This window comes from Sphingomonas sp. CV7422, assembly GCF_027945725.1.
GTDB lineage: Bacteria > Pseudomonadota > Alphaproteobacteria > Sphingomonadales > Sphingomonadaceae > Sphingomonas > Sphingomonas kyungheensis.
In genome coordinates this window covers 264,534-290,575 of the sequence record NZ_CP115900.1, presented here as the reverse complement: position 1 = coordinate 290,575, position 26,042 = coordinate 264,534, and the positions used below count along the sequence as shown (strand labels likewise).

General features: G+C 68.5%; 24 protein-coding genes. 16 read left to right on the top strand and 8 right to left on the bottom strand.

From position 1 onward, the window contains the following. Positions 1-121: 121 nt before the first annotated feature. Positions 122-352, bottom strand: coding sequence for a hypothetical protein (locus tag PBN85_RS01475; RefSeq protein WP_271299918.1), 231 nt, complete (start codon positions 350-352; stop codon positions 122-124). Between the two features lie 97 nt (positions 353-449). Between PBN85_RS01475 and PBN85_RS01470 the strand changes: the two genes are divergently transcribed. Next, a complete protein-coding gene (locus PBN85_RS01470) occupies positions 450-2,291 on the top strand; it encodes an ABCB family ABC transporter ATP-binding protein/permease (RefSeq protein ID WP_271299917.1) in 1,842 nt (613 codons plus the stop codon). A 3-nt stretch (positions 2,292-2,294) separates the two neighbouring features. Here the strand turns inward: PBN85_RS01470 and PBN85_RS01465 are convergent, their stop codons facing one another. Then, complete coding sequence (locus PBN85_RS01465) at positions 2,295-2,954, bottom strand: SdpI family protein (RefSeq protein WP_037531626.1); 660 nt, start codon at positions 2,952-2,954, stop codon at positions 2,295-2,297. Further along, on the bottom strand, positions 2,951-3,244 hold the full coding sequence (locus PBN85_RS01460; RefSeq protein ID WP_037531624.1) for a metalloregulator ArsR/SmtB family transcription factor: 294 nt from the start codon (positions 3,242-3,244) through the stop codon (positions 2,951-2,953). Before PBN85_RS01460 ends, PBN85_RS01465 begins: the two co-directional genes overlap by 4 nt. A gap of 90 nt (positions 3,245-3,334) precedes the next feature. Between PBN85_RS01460 and recQ the strand changes: the two genes are divergently transcribed. From recQ to PBN85_RS01400, 12 genes are all read left to right on the top strand, one after another. After that, a complete protein-coding gene (recQ, locus tag PBN85_RS01455; RefSeq protein WP_037531622.1) occupies positions 3,335-5,104 on the top strand; it encodes a DNA helicase RecQ in 1,770 nt (589 codons plus the stop codon). A gap of 82 nt (positions 5,105-5,186) precedes the next feature. After that, positions 5,187-5,621, top strand: a complete 435-nt coding sequence (locus PBN85_RS01450) for a TIGR01244 family sulfur transferase (RefSeq protein WP_037531621.1) — start codon at positions 5,187-5,189, stop codon at positions 5,619-5,621. Next, positions 5,618-6,052, top strand: a complete 435-nt coding sequence (locus PBN85_RS01445; protein ID WP_037531619.1) for a hypothetical protein — start codon at positions 5,618-5,620, stop codon at positions 6,050-6,052. The genes PBN85_RS01450 and PBN85_RS01445 overlap by 4 nt, the downstream gene beginning before the upstream one ends. A 143-nt stretch (positions 6,053-6,195) precedes the next feature. Next, positions 6,196-7,866 carry a DUF1800 domain-containing protein gene (locus PBN85_RS01440; RefSeq protein WP_235199500.1) on the top strand — a complete coding sequence of 557 codons (1,671 nt, stop codon included), beginning with the start codon at positions 6,196-6,198 and terminating at the stop codon, positions 7,864-7,866. Between the two features lie 5 nt (positions 7,867-7,871). Further along, entirely contained in the window at positions 7,872-9,257 is a 1,386-nt protein-coding gene (locus PBN85_RS01435; RefSeq protein WP_037531618.1) for a DUF1501 domain-containing protein, read from the top strand. Between the two features lie 208 nt (positions 9,258-9,465). Continuing rightward, the gene (locus PBN85_RS01430) at positions 9,466-10,380 is read left to right on the top strand and encodes a heme o synthase (protein ID WP_271300817.1); all 915 of its coding nucleotides are present in this window, start codon (positions 9,466-9,468) and stop codon (positions 10,378-10,380) included. Continuing rightward, positions 10,377-10,511 (top strand): hypothetical protein, encoded by a 135-nt coding sequence (locus PBN85_RS01425; protein WP_268747101.1) that lies wholly within the window; start codon positions 10,377-10,379, stop codon positions 10,509-10,511. The genes PBN85_RS01430 and PBN85_RS01425 overlap by 4 nt, the downstream gene beginning before the upstream one ends. Further along, on the top strand, positions 10,508-11,074 hold the full coding sequence (locus PBN85_RS01420) for a cytochrome c oxidase assembly protein (RefSeq protein ID WP_037531616.1): 567 nt from the start codon (positions 10,508-10,510) through the stop codon (positions 11,072-11,074). The genes PBN85_RS01425 and PBN85_RS01420 overlap by 4 nt, the downstream gene beginning before the upstream one ends. Before the next feature lie 37 nt (positions 11,075-11,111). Continuing rightward, the gene (locus tag PBN85_RS01415) at positions 11,112-12,044 is read left to right on the top strand and encodes a cytochrome c oxidase subunit 3 (protein ID WP_037531614.1); all 933 of its coding nucleotides are present in this window, start codon (positions 11,112-11,114) and stop codon (positions 12,042-12,044) included. Between the two features lie 31 nt (positions 12,045-12,075). Continuing rightward, on the top strand, positions 12,076-12,495 hold the full coding sequence (locus PBN85_RS01410) for a DUF983 domain-containing protein (protein WP_081792882.1): 420 nt from the start codon (positions 12,076-12,078) through the stop codon (positions 12,493-12,495). Then, complete coding sequence (locus tag PBN85_RS01405; protein WP_271299916.1) at positions 12,492-13,076, top strand: SURF1 family cytochrome oxidase biogenesis protein; 585 nt, start codon at positions 12,492-12,494, stop codon at positions 13,074-13,076. The genes PBN85_RS01410 and PBN85_RS01405 overlap by 4 nt, the downstream gene beginning before the upstream one ends. A 134-nt stretch (positions 13,077-13,210) precedes the next feature. After that, positions 13,211-15,388, top strand: a complete 2,178-nt coding sequence (locus PBN85_RS01400) for a xanthine dehydrogenase family protein molybdopterin-binding subunit (RefSeq protein WP_271299915.1) — start codon at positions 13,211-13,213, stop codon at positions 15,386-15,388. Here PBN85_RS01400 and PBN85_RS01395 read toward each other — a convergent pair. Continuing rightward, entirely contained in the window at positions 15,363-16,490 is a 1,128-nt protein-coding gene (locus PBN85_RS01395) for an SGNH/GDSL hydrolase family protein (RefSeq protein WP_271299914.1), read from the bottom strand. The two genes, PBN85_RS01400 and PBN85_RS01395, sit on opposite strands and share 26 nt — an antisense overlap. A 233-nt stretch (positions 16,491-16,723) precedes the next feature. On the opposite strand from PBN85_RS01395, the gene PBN85_RS01390 reads away from it, so the two are divergent. Next, positions 16,724-18,094: a carbohydrate porin gene (locus PBN85_RS01390; RefSeq protein ID WP_271299913.1), complete on the top strand. Its 1,371-nt coding sequence runs from the start codon at positions 16,724-16,726 to the stop codon at positions 18,092-18,094. 39 nt (positions 18,095-18,133) lie between these two features. Here PBN85_RS01390 and PBN85_RS01385 read toward each other — a convergent pair whose 3' ends face one another. Continuing rightward, positions 18,134-18,880: a glucose 1-dehydrogenase gene (locus PBN85_RS01385; RefSeq protein ID WP_271299912.1), complete on the bottom strand. Its 747-nt coding sequence runs from the start codon at positions 18,878-18,880 to the stop codon at positions 18,134-18,136. Between the two features lie 107 nt (positions 18,881-18,987). Here PBN85_RS01385 and PBN85_RS01380 point away from each other — a divergent pair, with 107 nt between their 5' ends. Beyond that, the gene (locus PBN85_RS01380; protein ID WP_037531605.1) at positions 18,988-19,353 is read left to right on the top strand and encodes an ArsR/SmtB family transcription factor; all 366 of its coding nucleotides are present in this window, start codon (positions 18,988-18,990) and stop codon (positions 19,351-19,353) included. 279 nt (positions 19,354-19,632) lie between these two features. Next, positions 19,633-20,592, top strand: a complete 960-nt coding sequence (locus tag PBN85_RS01375) for a glucokinase (RefSeq protein ID WP_037531603.1) — start codon at positions 19,633-19,635, stop codon at positions 20,590-20,592. Between the two features lie 10 nt (positions 20,593-20,602). Here PBN85_RS01375 and PBN85_RS01370 read toward each other — a convergent pair whose 3' ends face one another. The 3 genes from PBN85_RS01370 to PBN85_RS01360 all read right to left on the bottom strand — a co-directional run bounded on the left by PBN85_RS01370 (position 20,603) and on the right by PBN85_RS01360 (position 25,835). After that, positions 20,603-21,550 (bottom strand): alpha/beta hydrolase family esterase, encoded by a 948-nt coding sequence (locus PBN85_RS01370; RefSeq protein WP_271299911.1) that lies wholly within the window; start codon positions 21,548-21,550, stop codon positions 20,603-20,605. Further along, positions 21,547-22,656: a hypothetical protein gene (locus tag PBN85_RS01365; RefSeq protein ID WP_271299910.1), complete on the bottom strand. Its 1,110-nt coding sequence runs from the start codon at positions 22,654-22,656 to the stop codon at positions 21,547-21,549. Before PBN85_RS01365 ends, PBN85_RS01370 begins: the two co-directional genes overlap by 4 nt. 194 nt (positions 22,657-22,850) lie before the next feature. Next, positions 22,851-25,835, bottom strand: coding sequence for a TonB-dependent receptor domain-containing protein (locus tag PBN85_RS01360; protein ID WP_271299909.1), 2,985 nt, complete (start codon positions 25,833-25,835; stop codon positions 22,851-22,853). Positions 25,836-26,042: the final 207 nt, after the last annotated feature.

Below are 26,042 nucleotides of genomic sequence, written 5' to 3'. Positions count from 1 at the left end.
CCCGAGCCTGTCGAAGGGCGGATATCCGCAGATAACTCGCTTGAGGAGGCCCGGGCTTCGGCGGGCTCAGCCCTAACGGATGAGGGCCGGTTGCGCCACGCCCCCCCCCCCAGGTGCACCCTTACGACCGCTTCGCCTTGCCCTCGACCTTGGCGATCTGCGCGCCGGCGGTCCGGCAGGCGGCACCGATCATCGGATAGGGCACGTCGGTATTCCGGGCGAGCTGATCAGTCAGCGCCGCGCGGCATTGCGCCATCGACGTATAATGCGTCGGCACGATACGCGCCTCGGTGCACTGGACGTTGCCGTCCGCGCAGCCCATGATCGCCATGACGTAGAAGAGCGGTTCCATAAAAGCCTCGCTGTCTGACCGCTAAAATCCGCGACGGTGGCCTTATGTTCCGCCGCGTCGCTTTCGCATGGCCCCGTCAGCACTTACATGGGTGGCAATGCCGCCGACCGATCCGACCAGCCACACCCGTGCCGACCAGCCGCTGCTGCCGACGCTGTGCCGCTTCCTGCCCTATCTGTGGCCGGCGGGGCAGCCGGCGCTGAAGGCGCGGATCGTCGGCGCGATGATGCTCGTCGTGATGAGCAAGCTCGTCCAGGTGTTCGGCGCCGCCTATACGCTGAAATATGCCGTCGACCGGATGGCGGTGGGCGATCGCGGCGTCGCGACGATCGTGATCCTGCTCGTCGTCGGCTATGCCGCGTCGCGTTTCTCGACGACCTTGTTCGACAACCTGCGCAACGCGGTGTTCGAGCGCGTCGGCCAGGATGCGACCCGCCGCCTCGCCGCCAACGTCTTCCGCCACCTGCACGGCCTGTCGCTGCGCTTCCACCTCGAACGGCGCACCGGCGCGGTGACCAAGGTGGTCGAACGCGGCACCAAGAGCATCGATACGATGCTCTACTTCCTGCTGTTCAACATCGCGCCGACGGTGCTCGAGCTGGCGCTGGTGCTCGGCATCTTCTGGCACAGCTTCGGCTGGCCGCTGGTCGTCGCGACGGTGGCGATGGTCGTGGTCTACATCCTGTTCACACAGAAGGTGACCGACTGGCGCAATGCGCTGCGCGCGCAGATGAACGACCTCGATACCGGCGCGGTCGCGCATGCGGTCGATTCGCTGCTCAACTTCGAGACGGTCAAATATTTCGGCGCCGAGGAGCGCGAGGCGCGCCGTTACGATGCCGCCATCTCCGCTTATGCCGCCGCCGCGACCAAGTCGGAGAACAGCCTCGCCTGGCTCAACGTCGGTCAGGCGCTGATCACCAATCTGATGCTCGGCGGCGGCATGGCCTATGTCGCCTGGGGCTGGAGCCGCGGCAGCTTCTCGGCAGGTGACGTCGTCTTCGTCTCGACCTTGCTCGCGCAGCTGTTCCGGCCGCTCGACCTGCTCGGCATGGTCTATCGCACGATCCGCCAGGGCGTGATCGACATGGCGAGCATGTTCGCGCTGATCGACACCCCCGCCGAGGTGGTCGATGCACCCGGCGCCGCGGCGCTCGCCGTCGCGCAGGGCCATGTCCGTTTCGAGGACGTGCGCTTCGGCTATGATCCCGATCGCGAGATCCTGAAAGGACTCAACCTCGACGTGCCGGCGGGCAGCACGCTCGCGGTGGTCGGGCCGTCGGGCGCGGGCAAGTCGACGCTCGCGCGGCTGATGTACCGTTTCTACGACGTCGCCGCCGGCCGCATCATGATCGACGGGCAGGACATCCGCGACGTCCAGCAGGCGAGCCTGCGCGCCGCGATCGGCATCGTGCCGCAGGATACGGTACTGTTCAACGACACGATCGGGTACAACATCGCCTACGGCCGCGAAGGCGCGAGCCGCGCCGAGGTGGAGGCCGCCGCGGCGGGCGCGGTGATCGCCGGCTTCATCGAGCGCCAGCCCGACGGCTATGACGCCCGCGTCGGCGAACGCGGCCTCAAACTGTCGGGCGGCGAGAAGCAGCGCGTCGCGATCGCGCGCACCTTGCTCAAGAACCCGCCGATCCTGATCCTCGACGAGGCGACCAGCGCGCTCGACAGCCGTACCGAGGCGGAGATCCTCGATACGCTCGAGGCGATCGAGCGCGGCCGCACGACGATCGTCATCGCCCACCGCCTGTCGACGGTGGTCCACGCCGACCAGATCGTCGTCCTCGACGGCGGCCGCGTCGCCGAGCGCGGCACCCATGCCGAACTGCTCCGGCTCGGCGGCACCTATGCCGAGATGTGGGCGCGCCAGGCGCAGGATGACGACGACGTCGCCGGGGCGAGCGAAGGCGCGCTGGCGGCGGAGTAACGCCTAACGGCGAACCGTGCGGCGGTGCCAGAACCACCAGGAATAGATGACCGGCGGGGCGACCGCCACGATGATCCCGGCGATGACGCAGGCCTGCCGCATACCGGCTTCGATCGGCAGCACGGCCGCCATGACGATCATCACGCCGCCGAGGATCATCGTCCGGGCGCCGAGCCGGTGGGTCGCGATCCAGTTCTCTGGGTCCGTCAGGGTCCAGGGCGTGCGGATGCCGACGAAGAAACCGGGGCGGGACTTGGGCAGGGCGTTGCCGAGGACGATCAGCAGCAGGCCGCAGGCCGCGAGATGCAGCGTCGCCGGCAGCCACAGGCCGAACGCCGGTGCGGCGATGACGATCTCGGTCAGGATCATCATGCCGAGCAGTCCCGCCCACGCCGTCCGGTAGAGCGGCGCGCTTTGCTGCAGGCGATGCTGCATCGGCTCGATCCGCGGCAGTATCGCCATGACAAGGCTGATCACGGCCGCCGATACCACCGGCATGAACAGGGCGCGGTCGGCGGACGCAAAGCCATTCGCCTGTCCCGCGCCGTTCCAATGTACCGGCAGGCTCGTGCCGGTCGGCAGCCGCTGTAACGCGGTCGCGGCGATCAACCCCAGCCCGGCGACGGTCAGCAGCGATGCGAGCGTGATGCGTCGATAGCTCATGCGTGTTCCTCCCGATCATCGTCAGCGTCGCCGCCGACGCGCAGCCGGCCCATGAACGCCATCATCACCTCTTCGAGCGCCGAGAGGTTGAGCGTGTAGACCATGCTGGTGCCGCGGGTTTCGCCCTGGATCAGCCCGGCGTCGCGCAGCCGCGCGAAATGCCCCGACATCGTCGGCTTCGAAACCGCAAAGGCCTCCGCCAGATCGCCCGCCGTCATCCCGCCCGCCTTGAGCAGTTCGAGGATACGGCGGCGCGTCGGATGCGCGAGGGCGTCGAATACCTTGTCCACGCGCCTTATTTAGCCGATCCGCTAATTAGCTTCAAGGCTAATAAAGCCGCGCCTCGACGCCGACCGCCCCCACGCCTACATGGCGCGATGATGATCCCCGATCCCCTGCCCACCCTGTCGCGCGTCTTCGGCTTTCCCGGATTCCGCGGCGTGCAGCAGCAGGTCGTCGAACGCGTGCTCGCCGGTGAGCGGACGCTGGGGGTGATGCCGACCGGCGCGGGCAAGTCGCTGTGCTACCAATTGCCGTCGGTGATGATGGAGGGGACGTGCGTCGTCGTCTCGCCGCTGATCGCGCTGATGCACGACCAGCTGCGTGCCGCCGAGGCGGTCGGCATCCGCGCCGCGACGCTGACCAGCGCCGATCAGAACCGTGCCGAGTCGATCGCGCGCTTCCGCGCCGGCGAGCTGGACCTGCTGTATATCGCGCCCGAACGCGCCTCGACCGGGCATTTCCGCGAGCTGCTGGCGAGCGCCAAGCTGAGCCTGTTCGCGATCGACGAGGCGCATTGCGTCAGCGAATGGGGCCATGATTTCCGCCCCGATTATCGCCTGCTCGCGCCGCTGATGGATGCGTTTCCGGAGGTGCCGCGGCTGGCACTGACCGCCACCGCCGACGCGCATACCCGCAGCGACATCCTCCAGCAGCTCGGCATTCCGGCGGACGGGCTGATCGTCTCCGGCTTCGACCGGCCCAACATCCGCTATGCGATCACCCCCAAGGCGAACACCACCAAGCAGATCGCCGACGTCATCGCCGCGACGCCCGGCCCCGGCATCGTCTATGCCCAGACCCGCGCCGCCACCGAGAAGCTCGCCGAGGCGCTCGCCCGCACCGGCCGGCCGACGCGCGCCTATCATGCCGGGCTCGAGACGCACATCCGCCAGAAGAACCAGGCCGATTTCGTCGCGTCCGAAGACATGGTGATCTGCGCGACGGTGGCGTTCGGCATGGGGATCGACAAGCCCGACGTCCGCTTCGTCGCGCATGCCGGCCTGCCCAAATCGATCGAGGCCTATTATCAGGAGACCGGCCGCGCCGGGCGCGACGGCGACCCGGCGGTGGCGCATCTGTTCTGGGGTGCGGAGGATTTCGCCCGCGCCCGCCAGCGGATCGGCGAGGTCGAGCCCGAGCGGCAGGCGGGCGAGCGCGCGCGGCTCGCCGCGCTCGGCGCATTGGTCGAGACCGCAGGCTGCCGCCGCCGCATCCTGCTCAAGCATTTCGGCGAGGACCGGCAGGAGGATTGCGGCAATTGCGACAATTGCCTCGGCTCGCCCGATGCGGTCGACGCGACGCAGACCGCGATGAAATTCCTCTCCGCGGTGTTCCGCACCGGGCAGATGTTCGGCGCCGGCTATGTCGAGCAGGTGCTGCTCGGCCAGTCGACCGAACGCAGCGTCGATCGCGGCCATGAATCGCTGTCGGTCTGGGGGATCGTCGACGGCGAAGAGGCGGCGCTGATCAAGCCGGTGGCGCGCGCGCTGCTGCTGCGCGACGCGCTGCGCACCAATGCGCACGGCGGGCTCGAATTCGGGCCGGGCGCACGGCCGATCCTCAAGGAAGGCGCGCGGCTGACGCTGGTCGTGCCGCCGAAGCGGACGCGCAGCCGCAAGCGCGACGCGGGCATCGCCACCAATCCGGCCGACGATCCGCTGTTCGAGGCGCTGCGCGTCTGCCGCCGCGATCTCGCCAAGGCGGCGGGGGTGCCGCCCTATGTCATCTTCCACGATTCGGTGCTGCGCGAGATGGCGGCGCAGCGGCCGACCAGCCGCGCCGAGCTGATGCACCTGTCGGGGATCGGCGCGCGCAAGCTGGAGGCCTATGGCGACGCCTTCGTCGAGGTGATCCGCGCGGCCGGCTAGACCGGCGGCGAAATCGTCACATCCAAGCGGAAATGCATCCAAAAAGGCTGACGAATCTCCGCCGATCGCCTAATAAGACCGGATGGCCGACATTCGCACCATCAACGACCGGATCAGCGTCGCCCCGCAGATCACCGCCGACGATATGGCGGCGATCAAGGCAGCCGGGTTCGTCGCGATCGTCAACAACCGTCCCGACGACGAAGAGGGCGGCCAGCCGGCCGGTGACGCGATCCGTGCCGCGGCCGAGGCGGCGGGTCTCGCCTATAGCGCGATCCCGGTCACGCATGCCGGCTTCTCGCACCCGCAGATCGATGCGATGGCCGCCGCGCTGACCGCCGCCGACGGGCCGGTGCTCGCCTATTGCCGCTCGGGGACGCGCAGCTGCAACCTGTGGGCGCTCGCCGCGGCCAAGGCGGGGCGCGACCCGGCGCTGCTCGTCGCGCAGGCGCGCGGGGCGGGCTATGATCTCGGCGCGATGCGGCCGACGCTGGACGCGCTCGCCGCCGGCCAATGAGCGCGCCTGCCGACCAGACGATCGTGATCGCGGCCGCCGCCGCGGTGGTGGCGGTGCTGCTCGTGATCGCCATCGTCATGGTGCTGCGCCGCCGCCGGCCGAAGCGGATCGGCAGCCCCGAAGAGGCGGCGGAGGCGGCGGAACGGTCGCTCGCCGGATTCGACACGCAGGGTGCGGTGGTCGGTGCCGACGGCGGCGGCGCGCTCGCGGTCGACCGCGCCGGGCGCGTCGCGGTGATGATCCGCCAGGGCGCGAGCATCGCGGTGCGCGAGGTACCGTGGGGCGCGTTGCGCTCGACCGCCGACGGCATCCTGATCGACACCGGCGAACGCCGGCTCGGCGCGGTGCTCGTCGCCGGCGTCGACGCGCTCGACGTCCGGCGCCTCGCACCCGCCGATCTCAAGCGATTGGTCTCGCACCTCGGGCGATAGACGCCGGCCGGGATGCGGCGAAGCGAAGCGCGTTAAGCCTCTTCGTTAAGACCGTATCGGCTATATCCCTCGTATGGCCGTTAACGCTTGTGGGGAGCGTGGCAGGGGGGACCGTTCCAGTGCTGGATGACAGGGTGGACCGCGTGTCCGCCGACGACGCGGCGCCGATCGCCGCCGCGACGCCATGGCAGGCGGGCGCGGCCGCGGTACCGGCGCTGCTGCTCGCCGCCTGCGCTGGCGGCAGCGGCGACGGCGGCGGCACCCCGACGGCGAGCGCCCCCGTCACCGTCCTTCCCGCCGCGATCACCGCGACGCAGGCGAGCCGGTTCCTCGCCCAGGCGACGATGGGCGGCACCCGCGCGATGATCGATAGTGTGATCAGCCGGCGCTACGAAGGCTGGATCGACGACCAGTTCGCCATGCCGCGCGCGACCAGCCACTGGGACTGGCTCGTCGCCAACGGCTACAACGCCTCCGCCAACATCAACAGCGAGGCGGGGTTCGACGCGAGCCTGTGGCGGCAGATGATCGTCGAGCCCGATCAGCTGCGCCAGCGCGTCGGCATGGCGCTGCTCGACCTGCTCGTCGTCGGTATCGGCGGCGTCAATCTCAGCTGGCGGCCGTTCGCGGTCGGCGCCTATGTCGACCTGCTGCTCGACAATGCCTTCGGCAATTACCGCACAATCCTCGACGCGATCACCACCAATGCGGCGATGGCATCGTTCCTCACCTTCCTCGGCAACCGCAAGGCCAATGCCAAGACCGGCGCGCAGCCCGACGAGAATTACGCGCGCGAGCTGATGCAGCTGTTCACGCTCGGCCTCTACCAGCTCAATATGGACGGCAGCGTCCGCACCGCCAACGGCGTTCCGCTCGAAACCTATGGCCCCGCCGACGTCAGCGGCCTCGCCCGCGTGTTCACCGGATTGAGCCTCGCCACCAGCGACAACAGCACGCCCGATCGCCTGCGCAAGCCGCTGGTGATGAACAGCGCGATCAACGAGACCGGCGCCACGAGCTTCCTCGGCGCGACGGTGAGCGGCGGCGGCATGGCGGCGATCAAGACCGCGCTCGATACGATCTTCGCGCATCCCAATCTGCCGCCCTTCGTCTCGCGCCAGTTGATCCAGCGGCTGGTGACGAGCAATCCGAGCCCCGCCTATGTCGGCCGCGTCGCCGCGGCCTTCGCCGACAATGGCGCCGGGGTGCGCGGCGACATGAAGGCGGTGATCAAGGCGATCCTGCTCGACAGCGAGGCGCGCAGCGATACCGCGCTGACCAGTGCCAGCGCGGGCAAGCTGCGCGAGCCGGTGATGCGGCTCACCGCCTGGGCGCGGCTCGCCAAGGTCAACTCGCCGTCCAACGCCTGGGCATTCGGCGATACGTCGAGCCAGTCGACGCGGCTCGCCCAGTCGATGGGACGCAGCCAGACCGTCTTCAACTTTTTCCGCCCCGCCTACACGCCGCCCGCCAGCGCGATCGGCAGCGCCGGGCTGGTCGCCCCCGAATTCCAGATCACCAACGAACAGAGCGTCGTCGCCTACGTCAATTACATGCAGGGGCTGATCGCCAACGGCGCCGGCGACGCCAAGCCCGATTATGCCGACCTCATCGCCAAGGCGGGCGACAGCGCCGCGCTGGTCGACGAGATCAACACGGTGCTCGCCGCCGGCCAGCTCGGCACGGCGACGGTGAGCGCGATCCGCGCCGCGGTCGACAGCGTCGCGGCCACCGCGACCGACGGCCCGATCAACCGCGTCGGCATCGCGCTGCTGCTGACGCTCGCCTCCCCCGAATTCCTGACCCTGCGGTGAGCATGATGGACGTCACGCGTGATGCCTCGCGCCGCGCCTTCCTCAAACGCTCCGCCGCGCTCGGCATGGCGGGGGTGGCGACGCCCTTCGTCACCAGCCTCGCCGCGATCGGCGAGGCGGCGGCGGCGGTGTCGACCGACTATAAGGCGCTGGTCTGCATCTTCCTCTATGGCGGTAACGATTACGCCAATACCGTCGCCGCCTATGACGAGGCGAGCTACGCCGCCTATCTCGCCGCGCGATCCAATATCGCGCTGACCCGGGAAACGCTGGCGGCGACCGTGCTGAAGCCGACGCAGGCGCTGCCCGAGGCGCGCCGCTATGCGCTGGCGCCGACGATGGCATCGCTGCTGCCGCTGTTCGATCAGGGCAAGCTCGCGGTGGCGCTCAACGTCGGCACGCTGGTGCAGCCGACCAGCAAGCTGCAATTCCAGCAGAATGCAGTGCGGCTGCCGCCCAAATTGTTCAGCCACAACGATCAGCAGAGCTATTTCCAGGCGTCCAATCCGGAAGGCGCGACCTCGGGCTGGGGCGGGCGGATCGGCGACCTGTTCCAGTCGGGCAATGGCGCGGCGACGCTGACCTGCATCAACACCAGCGGCAATGCGGTCTATCTCACCGGCAAGAGCGCGGTCCAATATGCGATCGGCGCCGGCGGTCCGGTCGCGCTGCTCAACAACCAGACCAAGCTGTACGGATCGACCGCGGCGGCGACGACGCTGCGCAGCCTGATGACCGGCGGCAACACCAATCTGCTCGCCGACGAACATGCCCGCGTCAGCAAACGCGCGCTCGACACCTATGCGCAGGTGAGCAGCGCGCTGACCGGCGCGCCGGCCAGCGGCTTCACCCTGTTCCCGACCGGCAATGCGCTCGCCGATCAGTTGAAGATGGTCGCGCGGCTGATCTCGGTCTCGTCGCAGCTCGGCGCCCGGCGGCAGGTGTTCTTCGTGTCGATCGGCGGGTTCGATCTGCACGACAATCTGGTCGCGCAGCATCCCGGGCTGATCGGCAAGGTCGCCGACGCGATGCGCGCCTTCTACGACACCACCGTCGCGCTCGGCGTCGCCGACACGGTGACGAGCTTCACCGCCTCCGACTTCGGCCGCACCCTGCAATCGAACGACGACGGCTCCGATCACGGCTGGGGCAGCCATCATCTCGTGATGGGCGGCGCGGTGCGCGGCCAGCGCTTCTACGGCACCGCGCCGCAGCTCGGCAACGGCACGCCCGACGACGTCGGCCAGGGCCGGCTGCTGCCGACGATCGCGGTGGATCAATATGCCGCGACGCTGGCGAGCTGGTTCGGCGTCGGCGCGGGCGATCTCCGGACGGTGCTGCCCAATGCGGGCAATTACGATGCGGCGAGCCTGAACCTGGGGTTCGTCTAGGTCCAACTCCTCCCCGGCACGGGGAGGGGGACCGCCGCGCAAGCGGTGGTGGAGGGGGGTATCCACACGCGCTGCCGTCAGCGGAAGCCCCCCTCCACCAGCCTTCGGCTGGTCCCCCTCCCCGTGCCGGGGAGGATTGGTTGGGTGGTCATCGGTGCAAGCCCGATCGGCTTTGCTCAAAGCGCCCGCGCGGCGTATAGCCATGGCGATGACGGTCGCGACGCCCCTGCTGCCCCCCGCTGACTGGCGGGACTTCCTCGCGCTGACCAAGCCGCGGGTGATGACGCTGGTCGTCTTCACCGGGCTGTGCGGGATGCTCGCTGCGCCGCCGGTGAACGGACACTTCATCCATCCGGTGCTCGGCTTCACCGCGATCCTGTGCATCGCGCTCGGCGCGGGGGCGGCGGGGGCGCTCAACCAATGGTATGAGGCGGACCTCGACGCCAAGATGCGGCGGACGCAGAAGCGGCCGCTGCCCGCCGGGCGGATGGAGCGCGAATCGGCCCTGCACTTCGGCGTCGGGCTCGCCGCCTTCTCCGTCATCCTGATGTATTTCGCGGTGAATTTCGCCGCGGCGGCGATCCTCACCGTCTCGATCCTGTTCTACGTCCTCGTCTATACCGTCTGGCTCAAGCGCCGGACGCCGCAGAACATCGTCATCGGCGGCGCCGCGGGCGCATTTCCGCCGCTGATCGGCTGGGCGGCGGCGACCGGACAGGTCGCGCTGCTGCCGCTGCTGCTGTTCGCGCTCGTCTTCCTGTGGACGCCGCCGCATTTCTGGGCGCTCGCGCTGTTCGTGAAGACCGATTACGCCAATGCCGGGGTGCCGATGCTGCCGGTCGTCGCCGGCGAGCGGGTGACGCGGCGGCAGATCGGGCTCTACACCATCCCGATGGCGCTGGCCGCGGTGCTGCCCTGGCCGCTCGGCCTGACCGGGCCGCTCTACGGCGGCGTCGCCAGCGTCACCACCCTCGTCTTCGCCGCGCTCGCGCTCGTCGTCGCGACCCGCACCACCACGGCCGACGATGCCATGAAGCCGGAGAAGCGCTTGTTCAGCTATTCGATCCTCTATCTGTTCGTCGTGTTCGGCGCGCTCGTCGTCGACCGCTGGATGTTCGCATGACGCCCGACGAACAGGACCTCGTCCGCCAGCGCCAGCGGGCGCGGGCGCGGATCATGGCGCTGCTGCTCGGTGCGTTCGTGATCCTGATCTTCGCGATCGCGATCACCAAGATCCGCCAGGGGCTGGCATGAACGCGCCGCCGCGCCCCGACGATGCGTCGACGCGGCGGCAGTTGCGCACCGCCTTTTTCGCGGTGCTCGGCATCTGCTTCATGACCGGCGTCGCCTGGGCGAGCATCCCGCTCTACCGCCTGTTCTGCCAGGTGACCGGCCTCAACGGCACGACGCAGCGCGCGCAGGAAGCACCGGGTGCGGTCAACAAGCTGATCCGCATCGATTTCGACAGCAATGTCGCGCCCGGGATGAAGTGGCGCTTCCGGCCCGAAGCAGGGTCGGAGACGGTCAAGATCGGCGCACGCGACATCGCCTTCTTCACCGCCACCAACATGGACAGCAAGCCGATCACCGGCAGCGCGACGTTCAACGTCACGCCGAGCCAGGCGGGCAAATATTTCACCAAAATCCAGTGCTTCTGCTTCACCCAGCAGACCCTGGCACCGGGCGAGACGCAGCGCATGCCGGTGATCTTCTTCGTCGACCCGAAGATCATGGACGATCCCGACGCCAACGACGTCGAGACGATCACCCTCTCCTACACGTTTTACCCGGTGGATTCCGCGAAATCGGCGGGCTAAGCGTTAGCGCAAGAGGATAGAGAACAGGGAAACGACCATGGCCGGCGCCAAGAACCACGATTACCATATCCTGCCCCCCAGCATATGGCCCCTGTTCGGATCGCTGTCGGCCCTGGTGATGGCGTCGGGTGCGATCATGTGGATGCACGGCGCGCATCTCGCCGCCGACAAGGCCAATGGCGGCGGCTGGATCTTCCTCGCCGGGCTCGGCGGCGTGCTGTTCACCATGTACAGCTGGTGGGCGGAGGTGGTGCGCGAGGCGCATCACGGCGATCACACCCCGGTCGTCCAGCTCCACTTCCGCTACGGCATGATCCTGTTCATCGCCTCCGAGGTGATGTTCTTCGTCGGCTGGTTCTGGGCCTTCTTCGACTTCGCGCTGTTCCCGACCGCGATGAGCTTCATCGACGGTCAGGTCGAACGCGCCGCGGAAGGGGCGGCGGCGATCGCCGCGCAATGGCCGCCCAAGGGGCTGGAGGTCATCAACGCCTTCGAATTCCCGCTGCTCAACACGCTGATCCTGCTGACCAGCGGCACCACCGTCACCTGGGCGCACCATGCGCTGATCCACAACCAGCGCGGCGGCGAGAAGCGCGGCCTGTGGGGCCTGCTCGGCGTCGGTGATCGTGACGGCGTGCTCAAGGGGCTGTGGCTGACGGTGGCGCTCGGCGTGCTGTTCAGCTCGATCCAGGCCTATGAATACATGCACGCGCCGTTCCCGTTCAAGGGGCTGAACTATGGCGCCGCCTTCTTCATGGCGACGGGCTTCCACGGCTTCCACGTCCTGATCGGCACGATCTTCCTCGCAGTCTGCCTGATCCGCGCCTACAAGGGCGACTTCACGCCACGCCAGCATTTCGGCTTCGAGGCGGCGGCCTGGTATTGGCATTTCGTCGACGTGGTGTGGCTGTTCCTGTTCGTCACCATCTATGTCTGGGGTGGCTGGGGCGCGCCGGTCCACGCCGGCTGAGGCGGGCGCGGGTGAGCGGACCGACCGGAGGATGACCGATCCCGAGCCATCCGGCCCTGTGCCGTCCGCCCCTGCGCAGCCCGGCCCGGTGCAGCCCAGCATCGTCCAGGCCGCGCTCGGCGGGCTCTGCCCGCGCTGCGGCAAGCCGACGCTGTTCGCCGGGATGATCCGCTTCGCCGATCGCTGCTCCGCCTGCGGACTCGATTTCAGCCGCTTCAACGTCGGCGATGGTCCCGCCGCCTTTCTGACGCTGATCCTCGGCACGTTGGTGGTGATCGGCGCGATCACGCTCGAACTGACGCTCCACCCGCCGTTGTGGCTGCATATGCTGATCTGGATCCCGGTGACGCTCGCCGGGGTGATCTGGTCGCTGCGACTGGCGAAGGGCGCGCTGATGTCAGCGGAGTTCCGCAACGCCGCGCGCGAAGGCCGCATCGATCCGCGACCATGAGGCGCGTGCCGCTGCTCCCGACGGTGATCGTCGCGCTCGCGGTCGCGGCGATGATCGCGCTCGGCCTGTGGCAATGGCTCGATCGGGCACCGCAGAAACAGGCCTATCTGGCGCAGCTCGCCGCCAATCCGGCACGCCCGGCGATCGCCTTCCCGCGGCGCACCGACGACCGGCTGCTGTTCCGCCGCAGCTATGCCGCCTGCCCCCACCCGCTGGCGCAGCGCCTCGCCGGCGCCGGCGCGGCGGGGTTCCGGCTGATCGCCGATTGCGGCGACGGGCTGCTCGTCCAGCTCGGCACCACGCCCGACCCGATGTTCGCGCGGCGCTGGCCGGGCGGGCCGGTGCGCGGCTTCATCAGCCATGCGCCGGACGCCCGTTCGCTGATCGGCATCGTGTTCGACCGGCACCCGCAGCCACTGCTGCTCGTCGCCGATACGCCGCCGCTCGGCCTGGCCGCCAACGGCCGCCCCGATCTCGCCTCGGTGCCCAACAACCATCTGTCCTATGCGGTGCAATGGTTCCTGTTCGCCGCGGTCGCGACGGTGATCTACGTGCTGGCGCTGCGGCGGCGCTCGGCCTAGCGGCGCGTCCGCCGAGGCCGACGCCCTCGGGCAGCGAAAAGGAATATCCGATTCTTCCAACTGCTTGAACGACATAACGGAGCGTCTCCGCCCGTCCGCACGTTGCGCCATGCGGACCGACGAAAGGTATCGCGATGACCGCTCCCTCCGATGCACCGGGCGTCCGCGCCCGCCGGGACGATACCGTCGCCCGGCTCGGCGCGCCGCATCCGCGCATCGACGGGCCGCTCAAGGTCTGCGGTCAGGCCGAATATCCCGGCGACGTGAGCGTCCCCGGCATGGCGCATGCCGCCATTGCGGTCAGCGCGATCGCACGCGGGCGGGTTACCACGATCCATCGCGACGCCGCCGAGGCGATGCCCGGCGTATTGCTGATCCTGACGCATGACGAGGTCGGCGGGGCGATCCGCCCGGTCGATCATCTGATGCAGGGCGGCTATGCCAACAGCAGCTGGCGGCCGCTCGCCTCGCCCGAGATCCGCTATGCCGGGCAGATCGTCGCGCTCGTCGTCGCGGAAACCGCCGAGATCGCCGCCGCCGCCGCCGCCGCCCTGCGCATCGGCTATGCCGGCGAAGCGCCGGTCGCCTGCCTCGCCGATCCGCGCAGCGCGGCCGTTCCGCTGACCACGATCAAGACCGAGCATCACGATCGCCGCAGCGGCGATCTCGATGCCGCGCTCGGCGCCGCCGCGGTGCGGATCGACGCGCAGTATACGACGCCGATCCAGCACCATAACCCGATCGAACTGCCGAGCACGACCTGCCTGTGGGAGGGCGACCGGCTTACCGTCTACGAACCGACGCGCTATGTCGTCGCGGCGCAGCACGGCCTCGCCGCCCAGCTCGGCCTCCGTCCGGAGCAGGTGCGGGTGATCGCGCGCTTCATCGGCGGCCATTTCGGGGGCAAGCTCGCGCTGTCGCAACATAGCGCGATCTGCGCGCTCGCCGCGCGCCGGCTCGGCCGTCCGGTGCGGCTCGAGATCAGTCGCCGCGACCAGTTCACGATCGCCAACCACCGTACCGAGACGCGGCATCGCATCCGCCTCGGTGCGGATGCCGACGGCCGGCTGCTCGGCGTCGGCCATCAGGCGGCGACGGCGAGTTCGCGCTTCGACGATTTCGCGATGGAAGGCGCCGACGTCTCCACCGCCCTCTATGCCGCGGAGGCGGTCGCCGCGGAGGAACGGCTCGGCCGCGTCGATCGCAACACGCCCGGGCCGATGCGGGCGCCGCCCGAGGTCCCGTTCCTGTTCGCGATGGAAAGCGCGATCGACGAGCTGGCGCATGCCCTGTCGATCGATCCGGTCGCGCTGCGCCGTCGCAACGAGACCGCGGTCGATCCGGTCTCCGGCAAACGGTTCACGACGCGCCCGCTGCTGCGCTGTTTCGACGCCGCGGCGGCGGCGTTCGGCTGGGCGGAGCGGTCGCCGCGGCCGCGGGCGCGGCTGCGCGACGGCTGGTGGATCGGTCATGGCTGCGCCGCGGCGGCACGCCCGGTCAAGATCGGCCCGGTCGCGCTGCGCCTCAGCCAGAATGCGGACGGCACGGTGCGGATCGAAACCGCGCATCACGAGATCGGCAACGGCCTCTATACCCTGCTCGCGACGATCGCGTCGGAGCGGCTCGGCGTACCGCTCGATCGCGTCACCGTCGCGCTCGGCGATACCGCGCTGCCGCCGGCGGGGATCTCGGGCGGGTCGTCGACCACCACCTCGCTCGCCAATGCGCTCGCCGACGCCTGCACCGCGCTGCGCCGCCAGCCCGAAGGCGCGCGCAGCGTCCGGCTCGACTATCTGCCGCCGGGCGCCAAGCCGGCGGCGGTGGACGATCTCCGCGCCGGCCATATCAAGCTGCTGACGCTGCCCGAGGATGCGCTCGCCTGGGCGTTCGGCGCGCATATGGTGGAGGTCGCGGTCCATGCCGCGACCGGCGCGATCCGCGTGCCGCGCCACGTCGGCGCCTTTGCCGCGGGCCGCGTGCTCAACCCGCTCGCCGCGCGCAGCCAGTATCTCGGCGGGATGAGCTGGGGGCTGAGCTCGGCGCTGCTCGAGAAGACCGAGATCGATCCGCGCACCGGCGTCTACATGAACCGCGATCTCGCCGACTATCTGGTGCCGACCGCCGCCGATATCGGCAGCCAGACCGTCGTCATGGTCCCCGACGCGGATGACGCGGTCAATCCGGAAGGGGTCAAGGGCCTGGGCGAACTCGGCATCATCGGCGTCGCGGCGGCGGTCGCCAACGCGGTGTTCAACGCCACCGGCATCCGCGTCCGCGACCTGCCGATCAGGATCGAGGCGCTGATCGCCTGACCGCCGGCGCCGTCCAGACCTGCGGCTGCGCATCGATCGCCGCGGCGATGCGCGTCGCGATCACCGTCTGGTCGGCGAGCGAGGGATGATTGTGGCAGCCGGCGAAAGCGAGGCCGTCGACCGGCACATAGGCGATCCGCCGCTCGCCCGTGGCGCGCAGCCGGGCGGCGACCTTGGCGACCTCCGCCTCGATCTCGCCCTGCGCCATGTCGGTCGCCCACAGCACGATCAGCGCCTGCGGTGCGCGCCGCCGCAGGTCCTGGACGAAGCGGACATAGCGCGCCTCGTAATCGGCATGCAGCGCCGCCCGGTCGGGCCAGCGTTCGCCGGCGTGGAGCGGCGTGGTGAAATCGTTGGTGCCGAGCGCGATGACGATCACCTGCGGGTGCCAGTCGACCGCCGCCGCCGGGGTGCGATGATCGAACAGCGCATAGGGATAGGCGTCGGGCAGCGGATCGGCCGCAAAGCCGTCGTAATTCCGCACCACCCCGCGGCCGGAGATCGCATTGACCTGATAGTCGGCGCGATATCGGCGGGCGAGCAGCGCGCCGAACCCCTGCGACGTATCGGTCGTCCGCCACACGTCATCCTCCGAACAGTCGCGCGTCGCCGACGTCACGCCATAGCCGACGGTGTGCGAATCGCCGATGAACTCGATCCGGCGGGTGCGGGGCGCCGGCGGGGCGGCGGCCTGCGCGGCGTAGAAGGGCCCGATCCGCGTCGGCCCCGCCTGACTCTCCGACGCGACCTCGATGCGCAGCCGATGCCGGCCGCGCGCCAGCCCGTCGATCCGGTAGAGACCCGGCGCGGGCTTGACGAGCGTCTCCACCGCGACGCCGTCGACCGACAGATGCAGGGCGACCTCGCCGCTGCCGATCCGGAAGACCACCGCCGGCCCGGCGAACCCGGCTTCGAAATAGCTTCCGGGCCATTGGCGGACGAAGGCGTCGCCGTCACGCACGACGCGGCCGTGCACCGCCACCGGCAGCACCGCCATCGGCGCGGGCACCGCCGTGATCCGCTCGATCCGCTGCGGCGACGCCGCGCTCACCGACATCACCGCAAGGGCGATCCCCACACCCGCCAGCCTGCGTCTGGTCAACACCGTCTCCCGCTTCGATGGCCGCCATCTTAACCATGACGGCGTGCGGTGGCCAGCGGCGGTGCCGGCCATAACCCGTCCGGGCAACCTCTCCCGTCGCGGCGGCGCATCCGGGATGAGAGAACGCCCCGATCGCCATCATCGGAGCGCCTCGCGACCGTGCATCGCCGCGCGCGTCTATATCGGAAGCGTGGCCCGGCCGCGCTTCGCTGCACCGGGCGAGGGAGACGTGGATGTCCGCCAGCCTCGCAGTCCTGCTCGCCGCGCAGGCGATCGTATCGCCGCCCGCCGCCCCTGCACCGCCCGCCGTTCAGCCACCACCGCCCGTCGCCGCGGACGGCGCCGCCGTCGCCCGCTGGCAGCATGACAATGCGGTCGGCAAGGCGCTGCGCGGCCTGCAGGCGGACGGCGTCGACCTCGGCTTCGACGGCGTCGAGAATGTCGCCGGCAACCCGATCGGCGGTGCGCGGCAGGGGGTGCGCGAGGCGCATTTCATCGTCGGCACCGCCAATCTCGATCTCGAGCGGCTGTTCGGCCTGTCGAAGACGCGCGTGCATATCCAGGGCGCATGGTTCACCGGCGACAGCCTCGGCCGCGAGGTGATCGGCAATTCGATCAGCCTGCAATCGACCTTCCGCCCGGTCCCCGGCCCGCGGTTGACGCAGCTCAGTATCGAACATGATTTCGGCCGGCTCAACCTGCTGGCCGGCCGCGCCGACGAGAACAGCTATTTTAACAATTCGCCGCTCAATTGCTCGTTCATGAGCAGCATCATCTGCCTGACCGGCTATGGCGCGATCCCCGTCATCGGCATCACCGGCTTCCCGTTCTCGGCCTGGGCGGCGAAGGCGCGCTACGCGGTGGACGACCGGCGTTACGTCCAGGTCATGATCACCGAGCATAATATGGCGCTGCATGCCCCCGGCAAGGGCGGGCTCGATTTCTCGCTCGGCAAGGGCAGCGGCGTGCTGCTCGCCGGCGAACTCGCCTATCAGACGAGCTTCGCGCAGGAGCGGCTGCCGCGCCGGTACAAGCTCGGCGTCTTCGTCAACACCGATGGCGGTACCAGCCCCTATTATGACGGCAGCGGCGCATCGGCGGCGCTGAGCGGCCGGCCGCGGGCCGCGCTCGGCGGCAGTCGTGTCGCACTCTACGGCCTGATCGACCGGACGATCGCGCGCGCGCCCGGCGCGGGCACGCGCAACCTCGCGCTGTTCGCACGCGGCTTCTGGAATGTCGGCAACGTCCAGATGCTCGACAGCTTCGTCTCCGCCGGCTTCGTCAAGACCGGCACCTTCCGGCATCGGGACGAGGATACGGTCGGCATCATCCTGTCGGACGCGCATTTCAGCGACCAGCAGATCGGCAATCTGCGCGACCTGCGCGCCCGGGCGGGGGGCCACGGCGCGCCGCATCACGACGAGATCGTCGGCGAGTTCAGCTATGGCTGGGCGGCGCTGCACGGATTCAAAATCTATCCCGTGGTGCAATATGTCCTCCACCCCGATCCGATGTTCGCGCCGAAGCGCCGGACCGACGTGCCGAGCGCCGTGGTGCTCGGGCTGCGCGCCGACGTGCGGCTGGCGCAACTGTTCGGCGGATGAGCCGCCACGCCGGCGCGATGCGGGCGTGGCGGCTGCGGATCAGCGGATGCCGCCGCTCGCGGTGATGGTCTCGCCGGTCAGCCAGCGTGCGTCGTCGGAGGCGAGGAACGCGACCACGCCGGCGATATCGTCGGGCTGACCGGCGCGACCGAGCGGCGTCTGCGCGACGAGCGACGTCTCCATCTCGGAACCGACGACGCCCGCGGCACGCGAGCCTTCGGTGACGACAAAGCCGGGGCTGACCGCATTGACGCGGATGCGGCGCGGCGCCAGCTCGTTGGCAAGCACGCCGGTGATCGCGTTGAGCGCGCCCTTGGTTCCGGCATAGACCGCCGCATGCGGCGTGTGGACGTGCGTGATCGCCGACGAGATGTTGATGACGCTCGCTCCCTCGCCGAGATGCGGCACCGCCGCCTGCGTCGCGAGCAGGACGCCGAGCACGTTGACGTCGAATTGGCGCCGATAGTGATCCTCGGTCACGTCCTCGATCGCGGCGAATTCATAGACGCCCGAATTGTTGACCAGCACGTCGAGCCGGCCGAATCGATCGACCGCGGTGGCGATCAGCGCCTGCGCCTCGGCGGCCTGCGAGACGTCGCCCTGCACCGCGATCGCTTCGCCGCCCGCCGCGGCGATGCCGGCGACCACCGCATCCGCGCCGGCCTTGCTCGACACGTAATTGACCACGATCGACGCACCCTCTGCCGCGAGCGCGCCGGCGATCGCCGCGCCGATCCCCTTCGATGCGCCCGTCACCACCGCGACCTTGCCTGCAAGCCTTGCCATACGTCCGTCCTTCCGTTTCGGCCCGGCACCGTGGCGGCACCGCTATTCCGATAGTTCGGGAATCTGGAACTAACGCTGTCGCGATCAAGTCCCTATATGCAAAAAAGATGAGGCCCTTGATTCACCCCGCGATCGACGACGTCCGGCCCGAGGCGATCCTGCATGCGCTGTCTGATCCGGCACGTGCGGCGATCTTCGCGCGGATCATGCGCGCCGGCTGCGTCGAGGCCTGTTCGGCGCTGGCGGCGGTCGGTGACCGGGTCATTCCCAAATCGTCGCTCTCCAACCATTTCAAGATCCTGCGCGAGGCGGGATTGATCCGCAGCGAGCGCGCCGGCGTCGAGGTGCGCAACCATTCGCGCTGGGACGAGATCGAGGCGCGCTTTCCCGGCCTGCTGCCGGGCATCATCAACGCCTATGCCGCGACACCGGCGGGCAATGCCGACGGTATCGCCGCCCTGGACGACGATTAGGGTCGCGTTGCGGCGCAGAGGACGCGGCAGCCTGACCAGCCATGCGTCGGCGCGAACTTCCGATCGGCACAGGCCTGGCGTTCTCTGCGCTTCCGCGCGCAAATCTTCTTCGTATTGCCGCGCGGCTCACGCCGGAAAGCAAAGATATCAAATACGATTTCCTGCGATCCGGCCGACTAGTCTGACGACTAATCTGCACGGAAACGAAGAAAATACTTCCACCACCCGATCCCTATCGGCATACCCCCGGCAACGATAGCGATACCACGGGGGGCGGGGATGGAGGCGACGGGGATCGTCGGGCATGTCGGGCGCAAGGGGCTGCGCTTCGCGCTGACCGATGCGGCGGCGGGCTTTCAGGCCGACAGCCTGCGCCACTATGGCGCCGACCGTGGCGCGAGCGTGTCGGGCGCGCTGTCGGCATTCCAGCAGGACCTCGCCTTGTCGCGCCTGCCCGAGCGGCTGGCGATCGCGGTCGCCGGGCTGGCGCGCGGTGACGCGATCTCGATCACGCAGACACGCTGGTTCGTCTCACGCTCGGGATTGCAGGCGATGCTCGGCCAGCCGCCGTTGATCCTCAACGATTTCGAGGCGGAGGCCTGGGCGCTGAGCGGCGGCCATGCGATGCTCACCCCGGCGGCGGGGTCGCTGCCGATGCTCGACCGGCCGGGCACCTATTGCGTGCTCGGCATGACCACCGGGCTCGGCGCCGCGGTGCTGGTCCGCAAGCCCGACGGCGCGGTACACGTCCTCGCCACCGAAGCCGGCCATGGCGGCTTCGCGCCCGGCTCACCGGCGATGGCGGCGCTGACCGCGCGGCTGTTCCCCGATCGTCACCCGGTGCTCGCCGAGCCGCTGATCTCGGCCAGCGGGCTGGTCGCGATCTACACCGGCCTCGCCGCGATGCAGGCGCTGCCGCCGCGGCTTACCACGCCCGAGGAGATCACCCGCGCCGCCAGCAGCGACCCGCTCGCCCGCCACGCCTGCGAGATGCTGTGCGAGGCGTTCTGGACGCAGGCGAGCAGCCTGGTGCTGACCTATGGCAGCTGGGACGGCGTGATCGTCACCGGCAAGCTCGCCGCGGCGCTCCGCCAGATGCTCGCCGCCCCGCGGATGCAGACGGTGTTCGCCGGCACCGGCAAATATGCGCGGCTGCTCGCCACCGTGCCGCGGGCGATCGCGACGCTCGACCAGGGGCCGCTGACCGGCGCCGCGCAGGCGTTGCAGCGGCAGGGGTGAGGGAAGCGGTCTAGCGGCGATACGCCGCGAAGAAGGTCCATAAGGCGTCGTTGTCGACCACCGACCAGCTGTGCGTCCCGCCGCGCCGCACGCGCACCGCGACGCTCGTGCCATTGCGGCAGTCCGCATAGCCCTGCTCGTAATGGCGCGCGTCGAGCGCCCGGGCATAGGCCCGCGTGCAACCGTCGAGCGCCGCCCAGCGCTGCAGGGCGGCGGCCTGCGGATAGCGCCAATAGGGTGCGCCGCCGCCGCCGATCGGATTGGTCGTGTCGGCATCGCCGGCGAAGGCGAGCACCGGCAACGGTACGTCGGGGCGGCAGCTCGCCGGATCGGGCTGCGTCGGATCCTCCCGCCGCGGTCGCCCGGCGCGCAGGCCGACCACCGGCGCGATCGCCGCGAAGCGGCCCGGCACGACGCAGCCGAGCCAGGACGCCATCCGCCCGCCGCCCGACAGGCCGGTCGCATAGACGCGCGTCGCATCGACGCAGCCGGTCGCGACCAGCCGCCCGATCAGCCCGGTCAGATAGGCGACGTCGTCGCGCGCGCCTGCCGCGGGCATCGCGCCGCTGACCGTCGGCACGCCGGGAATGTTCCAGACGAAGCCGCGCGTCCCCGCGATCCCGCCATCGGGCGCGACGACGGCGAATCCCCGCGCATCGGCGGTCTCGGCGAGACGGCTGTCGCGCAGCATCTCCGCGCCCGTCCCGGTGCTGCCGTGAAGCAGCAGGACGAGCGGCAGCGGCGGCGATCCCGCCGACGCGGGCCAATGGAGCTGCGCCCGCTCGGGCAACGCCGCGAGCGCCGCCATCCGGCATTGCGCCGCGACCGCCTGCGGCAGCAGGCAGGCGAGCAGGGCGCCGAGGCCGAGCAGCAGGCGTCGGACCCGCGCGCGCGGCGGCGCGCCTGCTGCGCGCGCCTGGACCCGGTGGATGGCGCGCCGGTTCGTTGGAGCCGTCATGGCGCGGGCGGCGTGGAGATGGCGGTGAGGTCGGTCGTCTCGATCCGCCCCTGCGGAGAGCGCGTTGGGATGCGCGATTCGCTGGTCGGCGCCAGTGGATAGACGATCGAATAGCGCTCGACCTGATAAAGGCCGCGAGCATCGCCGCCTGGAGTCACCGGGGCATATCGCCGTTGCTCGACCGCCTTCATCTTGCGCGCCAGCCACGACCCGGGCGGGCTTTGCGATTGGCCGACCAGGCGCAGATCGGCCACCGATCCGTCGTGCGCCACCCAGAAGGCGACGTCGGCCCATTCCGGCGACGCATTGCTGGTCCCGCCGAGGTTCGTCGCCAACGCAGGGGCCTGGTAGGTGAAGTCGGGCTCGTACAACAGCACCGCTTCGGCGACCGCCGGGGCATCGCGCAGCGCCCGGGCTGCGGCCTTGCCGTGCTGCCGGCCCGCGGCCAGTCGCGCCTTGAGCAGCAGCAGGCCATCGCGATAGCGGTCGAAGCCGGGCTCGCGCCGTGACTCGATCCGGCTCACCCAGCTCTGCGCGGTGGCGCGGTAACTGGGGTCGACCTCGGCAAGCGCGGCATAGGTCGCGGCGCCGCGGAACAGCGCCTGGGCCTCGACGTCGATCTGACCGGCCCGATGCGCGCGGGCGGCGACGTCGTTGAAGATCTGGCGGGCGCCGACGATCCGCCCGTCGTGCGCGAGCTGGCTGCCGCTGTCGAGCCGTTGCAGCAGGATCGCCGGATCGTCGGCGGCAAGGCCACTGCGCAGCGCGTCGGTCGCGTCGAGGCCGGAAAGCCGCGCCGACTCGCCACGCCCGTCTAGCGTCGACATGAGGTTGAGCGCGCGGTGCAGGTCGGCAACGTCATGGGGATAGCGCGAATCGAAGCGCGCGTTGCGCCGCCGCGTCGCAAGCAGGCCGCTGCGCGCCCCGACATAATCGCCGGCGAGGAATTGGCGTGACGCGACGAGCAGCGACGCCTTGATCTCCTCGTCGGGCGGACACTGGCGCGCGATACAGGCCGCCAGCGATGTCTTCGCCGCGTCGATGCTGCGCCCGAGGACGACGATATCCTCCGCCGGCGCCGCCGGCGGCGCAGCAATGGCCGCCACGGCCTGAACGACTGCGAGGAAGAGAATGGGGATCGATTGTCTCCTGCGGCAAAGCTCGGCGCGCGCTGAGCGTCCGGCGCGAGACTGCCGCGGGCGGGACGGTAATACCAGCGCAAATACAACGCCGTCCCTGAGCAAGACATGAGAGGCTATGCGGTCATGGAAGAATCTCGCAGTAGCCCAACAGCGACTGGTTAGAAGGTGAAACTGGCGCCAGCGCTGAAGTTCCGTCCGACGACGCCGGCATAATGCCAACTGATGAGATAATTGGGTGCACTGGGATAGGCGCCCGCCGCCAGCGGGGCGCGTGCATTGGTCACGTTCTGGACGTTGACGAAGAAACGCATCTGATCGCCCACCTTCACCCCGGCATTGAGATCGACGTAGATGAAGGGGCGAATGAAGCAATGCTGTCTGGGGTCGGCGCCCGGCAGCAACGGTACCAACGTATGCTGGCACGACAGATCGATAACACCATCGACCGGTGTGATCTCGTCGGCAGCAACCTGCTTGATGCGACTTACGTAATAGGTGGTCGCGGCGAGCGAGAAGGCGCCGATCTCCACTGCGTTCTGCCAGTTGCCACGCACGCGCGGGGTGCCGCTTCCCGAAGACAAGTCGTTGGGCCCGAGCGTTCCGGCATATTTCTCTATGACGCCCGCAGGGGTGACGAGGTCGAGCCGCAATACCCGGGTGACGTCGATACGGCTGATCAGCCGAACGTCCTGAGAAAGCGGAACGTTGAGCGCCCCCTGCATGTCGAGACCGGAACTGACCTCATAATTTGCGTTGACGAAGGGCACGTCGAAAACGAGCAGGCGTGGCAACGTATCGGGGGCGAGTGGGTCAGGTACATCGACGATATTGCATCGATAGCCTGGACCGACCGCAGCGAGCGCCGCACAACCGGCGGCTTGAGTGGTTTGTCTGTAATAAGCGGCGATCGCGTCGGCGCGCAGCGGGCCGCTGACAATCAAATTCGATTTTTTTATGTTGTAATAATCGACCGTAAGGCTGAACCATGGGGTCGGCCTGAGTATCGTGCCGAAGGTTATGCTACGCGACACTTCCGGAAGGAGGTTCGCATTTCCGCGGGCTGCACTGCCGATAGAATATTTATAGGCATAAACCGGGTTAGCCTGATGTGCCGCGACGAAGCTGCCCTCGGGTGTGTAGGGCGAGAAGCCTGCATAGTTACTCACCGGATTGTTTTCGGCAAAGGTCGGCGCACGGAACCCTTGCGAATAGGTAGCGCGAAACGCGATCGCCTCTTTTGGCGTTACTTTGATGCCGACCTTTGGAGAGAAGTGGCTATAACCTTGAGAATAGTGGTCGTAACGGCCGGATATATTGAGGTCGATGGCCTGGCGAAAGGGTGCATCGACCTCGAAGAACCCGGCCATCACGGTCTGCCGGCCACTGGCCGAAGATGAGTTCAGGCCATAATAGTCCATCCCCGCATTCTGATTGCGGTTGAGGAGGGTTTCCCGGCGAAGCTGAAAACCGGCGCCGACATTGAAATCGCCACCCGGCAGAGTGGTCAAAACCTTGATCAGCGAACCCCCGACGGTGGCGATCGTCGAATTGGATCGGGTGGTATGATCGGGTGAGATTTGCCGGCGTACCGCGGCGGTGTTGCGATCTGGATGGACGAAGTCATAGGCGCCAGTATTGATGGCTTGGAGCAGCCCCGGGATGTGCAAAGCGCCATATTGCGTGATGCTGAAATCGTCGCGGGCATAAACGCCATTGAGTCGGAAGCTGAAGCCGTTGCCAAGTTGACCGGACAGGCCCGCCGACCCGCGAAAGACGTCGACATAGCGATAGCTGCTGCGGGGAATATCGCCGAAGAGATAATAGATGCGCGCGGCACTGTTATGAGGATCGGCCGCGGGGACGGCATAGGGATTGTTCGGATTCAACCGTCGATCCGCAGCAGTGGAGCAATCGACTCCTGCCGAGCAGACATAGACGGGAAGGACGATCCCTGGATTGTTCGATGCCAATGACGGTGACGCCGCGAACGGCTGCGTTTGGCGGATCGACGACGGCGAGCCCGGGATCGTGACTTCCGAATGGGAATAGCTGCCGGTTGCGAACGCTTCGTAATGCTCACCGAGCCGTGTGGTGAAATGCGCTGTGGTCGAATACCGTTGCTGCCGCGGCTGGAGGATCGCATATTCGTCGATCAAATCATGCGTACAGCCCGTCCCCTGCGCGGGTCCGTCAGACACGATGAAGGTACCACGGGGACAGCTGGCGGGGTCGAGGAGTTGATAACGATGGACCAAGTCCTGCTTGCCGGTGTAGCCGGCGAGCGGATTGTTGAGATCGCGCTGCCGAACCCGGGTAACGACCGCTTCCGGATTGGGTATCAGCAGCGAACTGTGATTCCCGTTGCCATCGCTTAATCCACTCCGCCGCAAGTCTATCGTGTTGAACGGATACCCTCGCGCGTGATTGGTTATGTATCCGTCGGAAGTATATTCGCTATTTAGATAGAGGTTCCATCCCTTCGCGGTGTAATCGCCATAACCGACGGTCAGCGATGCTCGGTAATGGGATCCGTCGCCATATGCCGTCGTGCCGCCCTGGATCGCCCCCTCGACCCCTTCGAAATGTTTCTTGCTGATCAAATTGACCACGCCGCCGATCGCGTCGGCGCCATAGGTCGATGAGGCGCCGTCTTTCAGCACCTCGACATGATCGACGATGCTGAACGGGATCGAGTTGAGGTCGACATACGCATTGTGCCCATCGTCGAGCAGCGGGAAGTTCGCCGATCGCAGCCCGTCGATCAGTATCACGGTCGACGAAACGCCAAGACCGCGTAGCGACACCGCCGCGCCGCCCGCCGAGAAACCGGACCGGAATGCGGTCGAGATCGATCCGGCGCTGTCCGCCGACACCGAACGCACCGCCTCCTGCGCGGTGGTGATGTTTGCCCGCTCCAGCGTTGCCGCGGTGATTACCGTCGCCGGCGAGATCAACGTGACGTTCGAATCGCGGAACAACGTACCGGTAATGATGATGTCGCTGCGATGATCGCCATTGTTTTGCGTCGGCTGCGAAGGTTTTTCCATCGTCTCAGACGGCTCGGACCTTTGCCGATCGGTCGCCGTCTGCGCCCCCGGCGCCCCCTCCTGCGCGTAGGCCGGCGCGGCGAGCGCGATCAGCATCGCGATCAGCGAGGTGCCTTGCCGAAGAACGGCCGTCGCACAATGACTTGGATACATCGCCTGCGTCCTCCTTCGGCCTGATTGCCGATGGCAGGCAAGCAGCGGCCGGGCTCGCATGGTCCATCCCATCCGACGGCTGCCGGATCGTTGCCGTGCCTGATGCCTTTATAGGTGAGCAACCGATTGCCCGGACTCGGCGGGCGTATT